Consider the following 14,599-nt stretch of genomic DNA (forward strand, 5'->3'; position numbering starts at 1 on the left):
TCTTGCATTCATTTTTGACCTGCAATCAGGTCAACGACTTTAATCAGGCAGTCTATACTTTTACTGGTATTGAGTGCTTGATCGCTTCCAGGTGATTCCAAATGATACCAAGGGCTTATTTTTTCTAAATAAGCACGTAATGCTCGTTCATAGTCTCCCTCTGCTGCTGAAGAGGTTTGGCTGTCTAAGAGCCAATGCCACCCTTGTATCGCAGCATAGACAAAGCTATCAATCACGATGCCTGAGAGGTGATAACTACCAAAATAATCATTCCTAATGCTTCTGAAGTGTTTGCAGGTATCATTTAATAGTCCATTACTGCTCTTGTTTTTATCCTGCATTGCTTTTTGTTCTGCCTTAGGATTCGTCGAAAGCCAATTTCCTCCCATATTTGTATCTGGATATGTATATTGACCATTCCAAGCCCCATAATAGGAGATTTTTTTAAAAGCGGGAAGAATTTCAAATTTCATCCCATCGCTAAAAGCGATTTTAACAACCTGGCCATCAGCGCGAACATCACTCCGAGGATAACTTTCTAATATCGCACTTCGAACAGCTTGTAATAAACGTGACTGTCCATTACCCCAGACTGCATCAAAACGGTTATATTCAACCTCAGGCAATTCTATCAAGATATCGATATCACTATCATCAATAGCAGTACCTCGGCCATACGATCCAACGTAAAGGCTATGAAGTGTCTCACTCTCCATATCCCAGAATGCCTTATTGATTGACCGAGTTACAGTTTTATAACGAATAGCAATTCTACTTCTGATTTCATTCGAAACAACTTCGCCTCATCGTCTGACAGGTATCCCCATATTTCACCTCCGTGTTTGATAAAAACTTATGTAGAATAATTATTCAAGTGAAAATGAAGCCTCCCCGCAGCAAGCTGCAGGGAAATGCCCTCTTTTGATTATACCGTTTAATAATCTAGATTTGATATAGGTATCAGTTTTACTTCAACATATTGAATTTTTTCCGAGTTATTGTTTATCGACTTCAAGATTTTGGGAAGGCAAATATAAACAACTTAGGTTTGATCTAGTAGTTCGGATTTTTCTCAAAAACACCTTTACTTCCCCGTACCGAATATAAAGCTGACGCTTCTTATCATCTAGGTTTTGCAAGTCTTTTTGCACTGTTTGAACGTCTAACGAAAAAGGTCCTATCCCTTCTTCTTTTAGAGCTTTGATTGATGATCGAAGAATTGTTTGTTCTGATTGTGGTAAGTTAGCCATGTGTGTCTCGGAGTTTCTTGTGATCTCCTTAATTGTTCTAATGTGTTTTGCGATCTCGGATAACTCGGATATTTTGTCTTCCAACTTTTTTATCTCTTTTCGAGTTGCTTCAAATTCATCCTTTACTTCTCTAAGCTTGTTATCAAGCGATCCAACAGTATAAATTCCCTGTTCCTCCAAAAATAGCAGTGACTTTGACATTGCTTTCAGATTCTTAATCTCCAAAGATTGGGCATATCCTTTATTCCGCATGGCTTTCAGATTCGCATCAATATCGATCAGGGAAGGAAGGAATTCAGAAGTTATGGACTTATTCTCAAGTGTTTGTTTTTGCAAAAAGCTCTTCTTGATCTGCTCCAGTGTATAAGGCAAACCCAACGTTTCACCTTTAACAAAGCGTTGCTGTCCAATTTTTCGAAACAAGATTCCCTGATTCTGTTTGGTTTCAAAGCCGGAAACTGTGAGATGCAGAAGAAACTCTTCATAGGTCTGACTGTGATTATGGGCTTGACGAATCGCTCGACGAAGATCAGTTTTCCAACTTGTGCCTGTTTGGTGAGCCAAGTATTCCTTATATGTTTTTCTATTTTCCTCACCCGGTATTACAACGGAAAGACCGAAATCCTGGCACAGTCGATCACTTATTTTCCGAATCTGATAATAGCTTCTTCGGTTGGAGACAAACTTACGGTGATCCAGAAAATTTGCTGCACAGAAGATCAGGTGGTTATGAATGTGATCCTTATCAACGTGGGTGCTCAATACGTACTCATATTCATCCTTCAAGAATCCATTGGCTAATTCAATGCCAATCTTATGGGCGGTCTCTGGATCAATCTCATCAGGCTTGAAGGATTGGATTAAGTGAAAAGCAAGATTATTGCCCTTTGGCATGCAATGGGAAAGTGTGAAACTGAACTCCAAATCTGCCGTTTCAGGTGTACAGGCAAAGCTCGTTACCAGAAAACCCTCATCAGTTTTCCCACCAGCAACAACATAAGCTATGGCTTTTTTCAGCGAAGACTTGATAGGATGGATCTTTGTAATCGCCAAATTTCCTCCAGCATCTCCTGTATAGCTTTCAGGTCAGATTGGTAGATCTCACCTGTGGCGTTAAGGTGATGAGCGATTTGGTTGATGTTGATACCGATCATCCTTATTTGTCGGGTGTGTTCCTTTAAATCAGCATAATCAATATGGATCACATAACCATCGATGGCAACCTTTCGCAGATATGTGCTGCGTGAATTTATGCCAATACTTTTTCGCTTCTTTTCAATCCGTTGAAGTTCATCGTCGTTGACATAGAATATGATCAGGTTCCTTCTTGTTCTCATGCTTTTTCTAATAACCCTTTCACTAACGCTTCAACAAATCCAGAATTATTCACCAATATAACGGAGTACCTTTTGCGGATGTGTATATACACTTCCTTTGCTTGCTAAGACCATAATTCGTTCTTGTATGATTAACATCACTCAAGAATTTTTTGCCAGAGTTGCATATCGTGAAAAAGCAAATCATTATCAAACTTGTACTCTGAGAAACACATGCTCGAAAGACACGAAGAATGTTTCTTAAACAATGAAAAGAGCGATAATCAATAGCTACTTAATGCTGTAAGCAGGGCTGAGAAACCGTGTTTTTCATTCCAATGTACAATTGAAAACAGATTGGATAAGGAGTAATCTTGTCATCATCACGAGACCATGATTTCAGTCCGGAAAGCGACCGATTGTTTCTTGAAATGCTCTATGATAACTACAATGGGTTGATGTTCAACCAGGCAAGGAGATATTTCCAGAACCAAGCAGACATTGAAGACGTTGTTCAACAATCCTTAGTAAAACTTATTAAATATCTTCCAACAATAAGAAAACTCAACCGAAACATTTTGGCGGCTTATATCGTTAATGTAATTAGAAGCTGTTCCATGGATATTTATCGAAAAAGGAAGATCGAGAAGGAAACCAATTTTTCGGACTTTTTCGAGGATTTTGAGGAGACGGTGGTAGATGATTTTGACCTGGATTGCATGGTTGAAAAATTACTCTGTGTGGAACAGCTAACCAATGCGATATTGCAATTGCCCGAGCAGGACCAATTCGTATTGGAGGCAAAATACCTTCAGCGCTGGAGTGACTCAGAAATTGCTGAAGTACTCGGTATAAAAGCAAATACCGTTCGAACGCGTTTATTTCGAGCTAAGAAAAAAGCATTATTGATACTGTCTAGAGGAAAAAATGAAGACCAACAAGTCAGATGAAAAGAGGTCAGACAACCTTTTTGAGGAAGCTACCAAAGAGGCAGCATACATCAAAGGGAGACATTTCCTTCAAGAGGCAAAAGCAGATCCTTACATTCCCTCTGCTGAGTTCAACCATCAAATTCAGGCGATAATAGAAGCCGAGACGGGAACGTCGAAAACACACAATAGATCTAATAAGCTTTCTCTTAATTTTTCAAAGGCTACTGCGTGGATTCTTGTTGTATTGGTCATACTATTATTCGCGATTCCGAATGTGGCTATGGCTCGAGATTGGGTAACGAAACTTGTAATTGAATCAAACCCAAAATATGTGACTTATTATCTTCAGAACCAGAATACGGACAATGAAATAACTTGGAAAAATCAAGGTAGCTCTCCGCCAGGACTGTTGCCGGATGGTACCTATTATCCCTCATATGTGCCAGAAGGTATGAAACTGATGCAACTCGCGTTCAACGTTTCTGATGTGTCCTACTATTATCAAGATGTGTCGGATAACTTTGTGTCAATCGATGTCATGGGGTCCGGTTCAAGCATGAATCTTGATAATGAGAATTTAGAAGAACAGAGCAGTGAAACCGTTAACGGAATGCAAGCCACCTCTATGAGTAAGTTGGGTGTGGGAAGTGTGATCTGGAGTGATGGAGAACATATTTTTATGGTCAGCACGACCCTTTCCAAAGAGGAATGTCTCCGAATAGCTAATGGCTTGACAAATTGATTTGGGATCGATAATTTACATCAGGCAAGCATTAAATTAATTTGCTTTCGAACATCCCCATTGCTACATTCAAAATGAACCGGGCTACTCCTTTGCTCTTTTCTTAAAACTCAACCGTTTCCCAGATAAAAGTGAAACACTTCTCCCTCGAATAGCGTTTCTATTAATAGAAACAATTCAAAGGAGAATTAATAAAATGAAACGATCCATGAATTCAATTTTCTTGCTTTTTATCTCAGTAGTTATTTTTGCTTCTGCCTCAGTCGTTGGGCAGGTAGAAGCTGCAGAAAATGACTCTTCTGCTTTTGGGCAAAATTCTCCACAATACACAGGTACAAGGTATATTCAAGCAAGCCTTAATATTTTCGGTGGAACGGCATATTGTGGCTCAACATTAGAGGTCTATCCAGGCTTTAGTGGGTACCTCACAATGTACTTACAGAGTAACTCATCTGGTTCCTGGAGCAATTTAACCAGCTGGTCCGGAAGTACCTCAAGTTTAAATAAGGTTAGTTTAGTTGAGTCATACGCCAATCTCATTACCGGGACGACTTATCGTGTTCAAGCCGTCGGACGAGTCTACCAAAACGGAATCTTTGTTGAACAGGTTTCAGCAACCTCTCCGGAACGTACAAGATAGCTGTCCTGGGACAGGATGTTACTCGTTCATGTTTTGTAATATTTGGAAGATATTGCGATTTGCTAAAGAAGGCTAAGTATGGTGAAACAAAAGAAATCAAAAAAAGTTGAAAGGTCCCGATGAAAGTCCTATCCGAGGAACTGAAACGTGCTTTAACTTCAAGAGGCATGAGAATGGCGTTGCTCTTGGGTATTGGTCTTCTCATCGTTGGGTTAAATTATGCAAGATCATACCCACCAGAAAAATCTTTTGTCGATGTTTGGTATATTACATATAGTCAAAGTTTTTATTACCTCATGCTCCCTTTGATTGCCTGCATTCCTTTTGCAGATACGCTGGCAAGTGACCGTAAACAAGGATATCTGGAAAGAATTGTGGTCAGAGAGCGATACAAAAACGTTCTCAATGCCAAGTTTTTGGCAAACGCGATAGCAGGTGCTTTAGCCTCAGCTTTACCATTATTGTTACTCTATTTGATTCTTACACTTACCAATCATAACCCTCTCAACCACCCAGCGCTCAACTCGATTGAGGGTCGTCCATATGAGATAGCAGAGTTGGTGAACCTCTACAAAACACTGCCAGATCTTTTCATCTTAGTTGTAAGCGGTGCTGTCTTCTTTATTGGAGCAATTTTCGCATCATTAGGAATGGCATTTACACTGTTGATAAACCATCGTTTTGTCGCGCTTAGTGTTCCATTTCTTCTCTCAAATCTACTTCAATATTTCTCAAATAGATCAAGACTGCTTCCATGGTATCTGGCACCATCAGTGCTTGGTGCAACAATCAGTAGTTCAGAGTAAATGACGAAGAGACTGAAGATGAAAAAGCTCGAAGAAACGAACATATATTCTGTCTTAGTTGTAGTGTTGTTGCTTCTACAAATAGCATTAACTTCCGTTCAAATCATTAAGTTAAATCAATATGTTGCGCTAACTTTAGGGCCCACAAAGGCATCCCTTGAAAACCAAGATATCGAGTTTGTGGAGGCTATTCCAATAAGTGACGATCCCTATATCGGAAACAATAATGATCCTGTAGTTACAATTGTTGGGTTTCTTGATTTTTCTTGTCAGCATTGCAAATCTGCCTATCAAGCGATCATGCCCCTAGTTTATGAACATCGTGATTCAATCCAATTCGTGCTAAAAGATTTCCCAGTTAAAACACCTGATATTGAAACAAGTCTTCTCAAGATCACAAATTGTCTACCAAGCCAATATATTTATTGGGAATTTGTAGATTACATATTTTCTTCAGACGCTCCAATAACAGACCTTAATCTAATAAGTAGGGTAGAGAATCTGAACATCGATCATTCAATGTTCAACGAATGTGTTTCAAATGGAAACTACATAACCGAAGTCGAACAGGATATAAGTGAAGGAAAGAAAGTTGGAGTGATCGGTACACCAACCTTTTATGTAAATGGATACAGGATTAACAATTGGAATTCGGTTCCATCAATCATAAACATGCTTCTAGAGATTAACCAGTCGAATTGAAAAGAGGTGGAAAAATGAAGAAAACTCTAGTCATTGTGCTATTAGTCCTAATTGTTGTTGAACTAGGCCTTTTTGAATTAGTTATGCCCGTTCAAGGGAGCCAATGCTCTCAGCAAATTGATGCCTCATGCCAGTCACCTTGCGAATGTGGTGGTGGTTGGTATTGCTCAAGTGATAAAGGAAGTGTAATTTACTATTACAGGCTTCCTATCATTCACACTTGTGTTGGCTCTGAGCCTGTGGAATGCTCATATTGGTGCCTGTGTTGCCCATGCAACATATCTGATAAGTGTATTATGCCTGGGGATACATGCACTTAGTCAAAAAAAAGGTCTTTTTGATTATCATCCTCATAGCAAGCTACGAGGAATTGCTCTCGTGAAAGATAATTAATTCAACAAACGCTATCATTGTTGCAACTTTTTCGCGCAAATACCAAATAATTTGGTTTTGAATTGAATAAGAACTATTGTCAGCGATAATACCATCTATGGAGATGACGCCTGTATGTCTACATGTGAAAATAATTCTAGGCAGATGGTAAGCTTGAGAAACAACATTTATATCAGAAAGGTTGTATTCCTGAAATACATTTTTGCAGGTCTCAAGCGTACGCGAACCTTTTGAGTCAATAATTATCATTCCATCCGGGACTTCTAATGATCTTAACGTTGATAGGATAAGTTCTTGTTCATTGGGTTGATCCAATGAGGTGCTTACAATTATCAAATCTGTCTTGCCGCTGTGAAATAATCTAGAAGCTGTCTTAAGCCTATCCATAAATACACCGGAGATCTCTCCAGACTGATAAACACCAGCCCCGAAAACAACCGTTGCATGATGATACCTTGCGTTCTCCCAGTTTTTGATTTCATTTTTAGTTGAAATCCCAATAGTAATATTGACTAACACTATTAATAAGCATGTGACAGCCGTTAATGTAATGACTATATTCATTGCTTTTCGCAAAAAATGGTTAGCCTCTAATCGATAAATACGCTCAATAACCTGAAAAAAAAGAAATTGAGCACAAAATAATAAAGACGAAATAAACACAAATGAGAAACTTCCGAATCCAGAAAACCTTAGAACACCTGGGCCAATATAAGCATACTTATCAAAAACAAAAAAAAGCAAACTAACGATGAACAGAAGTAGGCCGAGAATAAGCATCACTGTCCAAAAAGCATCCTTTTCCCCTTTTGATTTTTTTCTTTGAAAGAACCTAAACATAAAAATAAAAAGGGATGATAAGAGAACGAATTTAACCGCTAATATCAATGTTGCAGTAGACAATATGGAGTCAGGGAATTGGAAGAACTTAGTTTGGGTAACGAGCAGAATGCAGGCAGCCGAAATAACTAAGCTGACATAGGCAAAAATATTAATCAGTTTCAGATTGAGTTCTTTAGTATCATTATTTATCATCTTAATTAACCAGATTTTTGTACCAACAAAATTATACCTGAGTAAGTTCAGAAACATATGAGATGATAGGTCTTTACAAAAAAGCACATCGGAATCATCCTGAAGGGTGAAAAATTCTCATGTATCCAATTTTGACCTCCCGGATGACACGGAAGTCTTCGTGCACCGCATCGGCCACACAGGTCGGGCAGGATGCACCGGAGTTGCCATTTCTTTGGCACAACCCTCCGAAAACGCACTATTCGTGAAATTGACCGCTTTACCCAGCAGGTCATGATCGAAGCGCAGATCGCAACCGCACAGGACATCCATGGCAATCAGTACTAGATCCTCAATGCGGACTTTAATAACCTCATGACTGATCCCTTCTTGTGGAAAAACCAGCAATTAGTTAGTCACCTTCCAGGAGGAAACTCGGTCATTCAATGCGCCAAAGCTACTAGAGTTTGCGATTGCGTAACTTCCAACTATGCTGATCACTGTGCATCGTCTTGTGCCTACCGGTAAGTAAAACTAAATAAACGCTAAGTATCATCAACCGGACTTGTGACCTCCGGCAGGCAAACAGCACTTGCCTGCCCAATTTAAAGGAGACTACATGAATTCTTTCAAGAGGATAACCGTTTTTCTACTGCTTTTGCTGCTATTGGGTGGATGCGCCAGGATATCCTACCCGTCAGACGAACCAACAAACCGAACCAGTTATTGAATATAGAAATCCAGTCGTGGACGAAACTGCATCTACACCTGCGGTTGCAGACTGGGAAACTTTGTATACAGAGGATAACCCAGTTACTGATCACCAGGAACTGATCCGAATCCTACAGGACCTAAAAGGACGTTTTCTAAATCAGTTTGACAAGCCTGGCTGGTATCAGCTCGTTTGGTTAAATGAAATATATTGGATACACATTTCTGATCCGGATTCGGGTAGATTTGATAGCGTATTACACTATTCTGAACACGAAAAGTATAACGGCTATTTAAGACCCTGGAATTTTTTATCACTTGACGGACACTATGGGAGGATGAACTCCCCTTCTCTGAATGATTTTTACTTCGTTCCTCTTGAGACACCACCGTCAGAAACAGTCTGGGAAAATTTGGATTATTATCTTTCATGTGACTTCTGTGTTGCTTCAGAACACCTGGATTTTCTTATCCAATGGATCCGCGATCCGGACAACCATATCTCCGAAAAAAGTTTAAAACAAACTTTTTTTCGGATGGATCGGGGAATATGAGAACCAGCCGGTATTTATATTTAAGATAAACGTAAAGTATCTAACAAATTTTGCCTATGTAGATACCGAAAAACTGATAGAAACCGAAGATCATTCTTATTATTTAAGTCTCTTTAATGGTGGAACAATCGATGGAAATACCGATCGGTTCTATCTTAGCGGAGGTGAAGAATTGGACGATTTACTTCCTTACAATTTACAACAGATTGCATACTTTGAAGAATTGCCAGAACGCATACAGACTCTCTATGACGAGTGTTACAAGAAACTGGTTGAGTTTGAAAAGCAAAACTGACACATAATTGAAAGAAAAGGCCTATCGATTCCAGTTGAGATCATAGCAAATCAAATGATGAAAGGAGAAAAACATGAAACCAAAATTTAAACTATTGGGACTGCTGACAATTATTGTTGTTCTGGTAGCATCAATTGTATCTGATGCCCAAGCAGTTAATCTCTATGGCACAAGAATTCGGGACCCAGGTCATAACGGTGCTGCTTGTACGGGCTGTGTGCCAGGTCCAAATAACCTAAATAAGTATTATTGCACTACTGATGGAAAACTCAGAACCTACAACAGCACCTGCACCTGGTGGAGTTCAACGGATATAGTGTGTCAAAGACCAAATGTCTGCCATTGCGTGAATTCGTTTAGTTCAGATCACTGCGCTTCAGCTTGTAGCTACAAGTAAGCAAGTATAAATAAACGCTGAACCCCTTCAATCGAACTTGAGACTTCGGGCAGACAGAATTACGCACACTGCTGCAAAGACTACGCGACATAGATAAAACTGTCATGGTTATCAGTCATAATAAAGAAGAAATCCAGGATTTGGCTGATCGCGCGCTCGAAATAGAGACCGAAAACTTGAAAGTTTCACTATTTGAATAGGTGACCTGATTATATAAAAACATCCTAAGAACCCGATCGTTCTACAAAACCAGCCTGTTTGTATAGGCTGGTTTTTTTATTCAATTTTAGAACAACATAGTTTGGCAAATAATCTCTGGGCATTGTTTAAGTAATGAAAGGAACTTCCCGTATCCAATCAAACAGAAAGGAGATCAAGTGGTACCTGAAAGCTGTCAGTTAGAAGTTTGCCTTGCCTTCGATACCTATTGTAAAAGAACACTTAGAAACGAAGCGATCAATGCTCATAAATCCATCAATAGGCGAAAGCAGATAATTCTCAATTTTTCAGACCTGCCAGTTGAGGAAGAGTACCTATTTGTCAATGATGGTACCTTAGAACCTGAAGCAGATCATCTCATATCAGGGAAGTTAATATCTAACCAACTTTTGACCGCTAGCATTAATAAGTTACCTGACCAACTGCGGAGGATCATCCACCTGTATTATTTTGATGAGTTCAATGATCGAACGATCAGCGAAATGATTCAAGTACCTAGGAGTACCGTTCAATATTGGCGAGTATCAGCCCTCTCCAAACTCAGACATGACATAGAGAAAAACGCAGATGACTGGGCAGACATTTGAACCACAAACCCAGCATATGCGAAAACTTGTACCGTTTCGTGTTATTGTCTGTGCAGTAGCGAAAGATCCTGAAGCAATGGATAAAGTGATCGCGCATTACAACCCTTACATAATCCATTTGTCAAACCGACCAACCAGAGATGAAGATGGCTATTTTGTGCGCCTGCCAAATGCTGAAATTGAGGCTCGGCTTATTTCTCGTTTAATCCACGCTGTTGTCCAATTCAAGATCAAGACGAGGTCGAGTTGAGTGTGATTAGTCCTGCCGATATTGACCGCTCGTCCGCTGAGGCAAATCGTCTGATCAGATATAGCCTGCAATTAGCTATGCTCAGCAAGCTTTTAGGAAACCAGCTGATCAGTCAAGCTGAATATACCGAAATCCGTCAGAAGTTGATGAACAAATATGGGATTCTCTCTGAAATCACGATTCCTTCCGTGTATCAAAATGATATATAATTGGCTATGTAAGATACACGTTGTGAGGTAAATCGAAATGAATTCAGTCGAAGTAATTAAGGGACAGGGTCTGGTTGCTCGCCGGGGCAATAGCCAAGAATTCGAAAGACAACGGGTAGCAGCCTATTGTCGAGTCAGCACGGACAACGAAGATCAGCTGAGCAGCTACAAGTCACAAGTTCAGCATTACACCGAGTATATCAAATCAAAAAACGAATGGGTGTTTGCAGGGATCTACGCAGATGAAGCTATAACCGGAACACAAACGAAAAAAAGAGAAGACTTTCAGCGTCTGATCAACGATTGCATGAATGGAGAGATTGACTTGGTTATTACCAAATCAATCTCCCGTTTCGCCAGAAACACCCTGGATACTTTACGATATGTTCGTATGCTCAAAGAGAAGAATGTTGCTGTGTTTTTTGAAGAGGAAAATATTAATACGCTAACCATGGATGGCGAGTTGTTATTGGTAATCCTGAGCTCTGTTGCACAACAGGAAGTAGAAAACATATCCGCAAATGTAAAAAAAGGGCTCAAGATGAAAATGCAACGGGGAGAGATCGTGGGTTTTCAAGGATGTCTTGGATACGATTATCATCCTGAAGACAAGTCACTAACGGTCAATGAAGAAGAAGCCAATATTGTACGTTATATTTTTCAGCGTTATATCGAAGGAACAGGTTGCACAATCTTGAGTAATGAATTGAAGAACCTGGGCTATAAAACGAAAAGGGGACTCACCTCCTGGCCTGCATCCACGGTCATCAACATTATCAAGAATGAAAAATACAAAGGGGACCTTCTGCTTGGGAAGACTTTCACCGTTGACCCGATCTCCAAACGTCGGCTGGTAAACTTCGGAGAGGAAGATAAATTCTATATCAAAGGTCATCACGACCCAATTGTTAGCGAAGAAGTGTTTGCGAAAGCGCAGGAGATCCTCGCAAAGAGAGGTTATCCCCGTAGACTCAATCCAGATGGCAAGCGAGAAAAATATAGCCGTAAGTATGCCTTTAGCAGTTTATTGCAATGCGGTTTCTGCGATACGACACTCAGCAGAAGAAGCTGGCACGCTGGTGCAAGACATAAAAAGTTAATCTGGCAATGCACATTAGCGACAAAAAAGGGTAAGAAGTATTGCCCGGAAAGCAAGGGCATAGAGGAAAGCATCGTTGAAGAGGCTTTCCTCGAAGCCTACAAGCTTCTTTGCGGAAACGATAAATCAATCATTGACGATTTCCTCGCATTAGCCGAAGAGACGCTTACGGAAGCAAATGTTGAAAAGATCATCAGTAGGACCGAAAGGGATTTAGTCGCTGCTGAAAATAAGAAGAGCAAGCTCATCGACTTGAGACTTGAAGGAACCATAGACGATGATGCATTTTCGAGCAAATTGTTCGATCTCGATAACAACATCGACACACTGAAGTCAACACTGAACGATTTGTCTGTAACTAAAAACCAACAGGATGACCTTCGTTCACGCATCTTGGGCTTCAAGGCAATATTAGAAAGCAATCAGGTCTTGGAAAAGTTTGACCGTTATGTTTTCGAAAGCATCGTCGAAAAAGTGGTCATTGGTGGATATGAAGAAGGCGGAACACCTGATCCAGGATTGATTACTTTTGTCTTCAAAACTGGTTATAAGCAGAAGCTACATAAGAATAATTATGGAATAGTACGGAGACAATTTGATCAAGACGGGAATGCAATTCTTCCGTCTTCTTCATCACAAACCGAGTCCTTTTCTGCGTCCTCTTATGCTAGCGCAAACACAAGCGGATTAAGGTGCTTAAAAAGAACGGTGTTTGGCGTGAAATTTCACTGCTTACGGTGACCGACAAGGTGCTCCAAAGGGCGTTTTTGAATGTGATTGAACCCGAATTTGAGCAACGCTTTTTAAACTGCAGCCATGGCTACCGAAGAAATCGTTCAACGGCAACCGCTATCCAGCAATTGTTGGCCAACAGGGACAAGGGCTTGGTTTGGCTGTTGGATGCTGATATCCTGGGCTGTTTCGACCATATCGATCATGAGATTCTGATGCAATTATTCACTCGCGTGGTCAAAGAGCATTTTGTGATCGACTTGTTGCAAAAGTGGTTAGTGGCAGGGCGCCGACATCGCCATCAAGCCATTGGCATCCCACAGGGAGCAGTGATTTCTCCGCTTTTGTGCAATATCTATTTGCATCAACTGGACGCTAAATTGAGTTGCGCTCGCTGGCATTACATCCGCTATGCCGATGATTTTGTGGTGATGACCACCAGCGAAAATCAAGCGCTGGAGGCGCGAAATTTGGTGTCCCAGTCTTTGGCTGCTTTGCGGCTGGTGCTTCATCCTGATAAAACCCACATCAGCAATTTTGAGCAGGGCTTTACCTTTCTGGGCGTTGAATTTTTTAAAAACACATATCGATACCTCTGGCAAGATAAAAAAATTCAGGTCGAAGGAAAGGATTTGAAAATGCTCTATCGTTATATGCCCACATTTTATTCGAAAGGTCAGTGATGGCTACACTCTATGTAACGGAACAAGGCGCCCGGCTTGAAAAAGAATATCACCGAATTTTGGTGACACTCGATGGCGAGGTCATCCAAGCCGTGTTATTAAGAGCGATTTCTGAGGTTGTTCTCGTGGGCAACTGTGGAGCGACCACACCTGCGCTTTTAGCCTTGCTTGATGCAGGCGTTGGGTTGACCTTTATTACGCAATCGGGAAAACTGCGCGGGCAATTGCGTTCGGCACAATCATCCAATTTAGAACTCCGATTAAAACAATACCGGCGCCAGCAGGAGGAGGATTTTTGTTTGCAAGTTGCCAAAAACATTACACTGGGAAAGATTCGGAATTACAGAACCATGGCTCGCCGGCTTTTACGTTCCATCCGCAGTGCCCAGATAAAAACGAAATATCGACCTCAGAAACAATCGCAAGAGACATCAAAAATTGCGACTTTGGAAAGCTCGATCTCCCGGTTTAATGATTTTCTGGCGCAGTTACAGGAAGCAGAAAAAATGGACGTTATTCGTGGGATTGAGGGGACAGCCAGCAAACTGTATTTTTCATACCTGAGAAGCGGGCTGCGCTGGAAAGGTGAACAAACATTTACAAAGCGTGAACGCCGCCCACCAAAAGACCCGATCAACGCCATGTTGAGCCTTGGCTACACCTTATTAGGATTGTGTTTTGAATCAGCCATTGCAGTAGCAGGGTTAGATCCGCAAGCGGGTTTCTTTCACACCAATCGCTATGGACGCCCTTCGCTGGCTTTAGATTTAATTGAAGAATTTCGACCGATCATTGTTGATTCAATGGTGTGGCGGATGGTCAATCATCACATGCTGACTTCAAGCCATTTTATGATAGCGGAAGGGGGGAAGACCATGCTCAACCGTCGGGGTTTAAAAACCTTTTTCCGTCAATTTCACCGTAGAATTAATACCAAGGTTTTCCATCCTCTGGCTGGAAGGGCACTATCTTATCAAAAATGTTTTGAAGTGCAAACGAACCTTTTGCGCAAAGTTATCGTTGGAGAAGAAGCTGAATATTTACCCATGCCGTGGAAATAAGGAAGCA

17 protein-coding genes are annotated in these 14,599 nt (G+C 40.7%); 13 read left to right on the forward strand and 4 right to left on the reverse strand.

Going from position 1 to position 14,599, the window contains the following annotated elements; all coding sequences use genetic code 11:
- Positions 1–8: 8 nt before the first annotated feature.
- The 3 genes from CFX1CAM_RS04765 to CFX1CAM_RS04775 all read right to left on the reverse strand — a co-directional run bounded on the left by CFX1CAM_RS04765 (position 9) and on the right by CFX1CAM_RS04775 (position 2,587).
- Positions 9–782 carry an SMODS domain-containing nucleotidyltransferase gene (locus tag CFX1CAM_RS04765; protein ID WP_173745466.1) on the reverse strand — a complete coding sequence of 258 codons (774 nt, stop codon included), beginning with the start codon at positions 780–782 and terminating at the stop codon, positions 9–11.
- A gap of 213 nt (positions 783–995) precedes the next feature.
- Positions 996–2,303 carry a relaxase/mobilization nuclease domain-containing protein gene (locus CFX1CAM_RS04770; RefSeq protein ID WP_087861917.1) on the reverse strand — a complete coding sequence of 436 codons (1,308 nt, stop codon included), beginning with the start codon at positions 2,301–2,303 and terminating at the stop codon, positions 996–998.
- The gene (locus tag CFX1CAM_RS04775) at positions 2,264–2,587 is read right to left on the reverse strand and encodes a plasmid mobilization protein (protein ID WP_087861918.1); all 324 of its coding nucleotides are present in this window, start codon (positions 2,585–2,587) and stop codon (positions 2,264–2,266) included. Before CFX1CAM_RS04775 ends, CFX1CAM_RS04770 begins: the two co-directional genes overlap by 40 nt.
- A 398-nt stretch (positions 2,588–2,985) precedes the next feature.
- On the opposite strand from CFX1CAM_RS04775, the gene CFX1CAM_RS04780 reads away from it, so the two are divergent.
- The 5 genes from CFX1CAM_RS04780 (at position 2,986) to CFX1CAM_RS04795 (ending at position 6,388) form a co-directional block, all read left to right on the forward strand.
- Positions 2,986–3,516 (forward strand): RNA polymerase sigma factor, encoded by a 531-nt coding sequence (locus CFX1CAM_RS04780; RefSeq protein WP_157891708.1) that lies wholly within the window; start codon positions 2,986–2,988, stop codon positions 3,514–3,516.
- The gene (locus CFX1CAM_RS04785) at positions 3,494–4,240 is read left to right on the forward strand and encodes a DUF4367 domain-containing protein (protein WP_087861920.1); all 747 of its coding nucleotides are present in this window, start codon (positions 3,494–3,496) and stop codon (positions 4,238–4,240) included. The genes CFX1CAM_RS04780 and CFX1CAM_RS04785 overlap by 23 nt, the downstream gene beginning before the upstream one ends.
- Positions 4,241–4,436: 196 nt before the next feature.
- Positions 4,437–4,880 (forward strand): hypothetical protein, encoded by a 444-nt coding sequence (locus CFX1CAM_RS11330; protein ID WP_157891709.1) that lies wholly within the window; start codon positions 4,437–4,439, stop codon positions 4,878–4,880.
- Between the two features lie 119 nt (positions 4,881–4,999).
- Entirely contained in the window at positions 5,000–5,686 is a 687-nt protein-coding gene (locus CFX1CAM_RS04790) for a hypothetical protein (protein WP_157891710.1), read from the forward strand.
- Between the two features lie 18 nt (positions 5,687–5,704).
- Positions 5,705–6,388: a DsbA family protein gene (locus tag CFX1CAM_RS04795; protein WP_157891711.1), complete on the forward strand. Its 684-nt coding sequence runs from the start codon at positions 5,705–5,707 to the stop codon at positions 6,386–6,388.
- A gap of 360 nt (positions 6,389–6,748) precedes the next feature.
- Here the strand turns inward: CFX1CAM_RS04795 and CFX1CAM_RS04800 are convergent, their stop codons facing one another.
- Positions 6,749–7,816 (reverse strand): SanA/YdcF family protein, encoded by a 1,068-nt coding sequence (locus CFX1CAM_RS04800; protein ID WP_157891712.1) that lies wholly within the window; start codon positions 7,814–7,816, stop codon positions 6,749–6,751.
- Between the two features lie 192 nt (positions 7,817–8,008).
- Between CFX1CAM_RS04800 and CFX1CAM_RS11680 the strand changes: the two genes are divergently transcribed.
- From CFX1CAM_RS11680 to cas1, 8 genes are all read left to right on the forward strand, one after another.
- Complete coding sequence (locus CFX1CAM_RS11680) at positions 8,009–8,143, forward strand: hypothetical protein (RefSeq protein ID WP_269457054.1); 135 nt, start codon at positions 8,009–8,011, stop codon at positions 8,141–8,143.
- A 398-nt stretch (positions 8,144–8,541) separates the two neighbouring features.
- A complete protein-coding gene (locus CFX1CAM_RS04810) occupies positions 8,542–9,060 on the forward strand; it encodes a hypothetical protein (RefSeq protein ID WP_157891713.1) in 519 nt (172 codons plus the stop codon).
- Between the two features lie 1,069 nt (positions 9,061–10,129).
- Positions 10,130–10,558 (forward strand): RNA polymerase sigma factor, encoded by a 429-nt coding sequence (locus tag CFX1CAM_RS04815; protein WP_157891714.1) that lies wholly within the window; start codon positions 10,130–10,132, stop codon positions 10,556–10,558.
- Between the two features lie 16 nt (positions 10,559–10,574).
- Positions 10,575–10,808, forward strand: coding sequence for a helix-turn-helix domain-containing protein (locus CFX1CAM_RS11730; RefSeq protein WP_407923330.1), 234 nt, complete (start codon positions 10,575–10,577; stop codon positions 10,806–10,808).
- A gap of 2 nt (positions 10,809–10,810) precedes the next feature.
- Positions 10,811–11,017 (forward strand): SHOCT domain-containing protein, encoded by a 207-nt coding sequence (locus tag CFX1CAM_RS11570; RefSeq protein ID WP_331712530.1) that lies wholly within the window; start codon positions 10,811–10,813, stop codon positions 11,015–11,017.
- Positions 11,018–11,054: 37 nt separating this feature from the next.
- Positions 11,055–12,857 (forward strand): recombinase family protein, encoded by a 1,803-nt coding sequence (locus tag CFX1CAM_RS04830; protein ID WP_087861928.1) that lies wholly within the window; start codon positions 11,055–11,057, stop codon positions 12,855–12,857.
- Positions 12,809–13,531, forward strand: coding sequence for a reverse transcriptase/maturase family protein (locus tag CFX1CAM_RS04835; protein WP_157891715.1), 723 nt, complete (start codon positions 12,809–12,811; stop codon positions 13,529–13,531). The genes CFX1CAM_RS04830 and CFX1CAM_RS04835 overlap by 49 nt, the downstream gene beginning before the upstream one ends.
- Positions 13,531–14,592, forward strand: coding sequence for a CRISPR-associated endonuclease Cas1 (cas1, locus tag CFX1CAM_RS04840; RefSeq protein WP_087861930.1), 1,062 nt, complete (start codon positions 13,531–13,533; stop codon positions 14,590–14,592). Before CFX1CAM_RS04835 ends, cas1 begins: the two co-directional genes overlap by 1 nt.
- Positions 14,593–14,599 lie beyond the last annotated feature (7 nt).

The organism is Brevefilum fermentans (assembly GCF_900184705.1).
In the GTDB taxonomy this organism is placed as follows: domain Bacteria; phylum Chloroflexota; class Anaerolineae; order Anaerolineales; family Anaerolineaceae; genus Brevifilum; species Brevifilum fermentans.

Bases quoted from the DNA above. Each gene is read 5' to 3' on its own strand.
- CFX1CAM_RS11680 (WP_269457054.1), top strand. From the start codon at position 8,009: ATGCACCGGAGTTGCCATTTCTTTGGCACAACCCTCCGAAAACGCACT.
- CFX1CAM_RS04800 (WP_157891712.1), bottom strand. From the start codon at position 7,816: ATGATAAATAATGATACTAAAGAACTCAATCTGAAACTGATTAATATT.
- CFX1CAM_RS04795 (WP_157891711.1), top strand. From the start codon at position 5,705: ATGAAAAAGCTCGAAGAAACGAACATATATTCTGTCTTAGTTGTAGTG.
- CFX1CAM_RS11330 (WP_157891709.1), top strand. From the start codon at position 4,437: ATGAAACGATCCATGAATTCAATTTTCTTGCTTTTTATCTCAGTAGTT.
- cas1 (WP_087861930.1), top strand. From the start codon at position 13,531: ATGGCTACACTCTATGTAACGGAACAAGGCGCCCGGCTTGAAAAAGAA.
- CFX1CAM_RS04830 (WP_087861928.1), top strand. From the start codon at position 11,055: ATGAATTCAGTCGAAGTAATTAAGGGACAGGGTCTGGTTGCTCGCCGG.
- CFX1CAM_RS04790 (WP_157891710.1), top strand. From the start codon at position 5,000: ATGAAAGTCCTATCCGAGGAACTGAAACGTGCTTTAACTTCAAGAGGC.
- CFX1CAM_RS04775 (WP_087861918.1), bottom strand. From the start codon at position 2,587: ATGAGAACAAGAAGGAACCTGATCATATTCTATGTCAACGACGATGAA.
- CFX1CAM_RS11730 (WP_407923330.1), top strand. From the start codon at position 10,575: ATGCGAAAACTTGTACCGTTTCGTGTTATTGTCTGTGCAGTAGCGAAA.
- CFX1CAM_RS04785 (WP_087861920.1), top strand. From the start codon at position 3,494: ATGAAGACCAACAAGTCAGATGAAAAGAGGTCAGACAACCTTTTTGAG.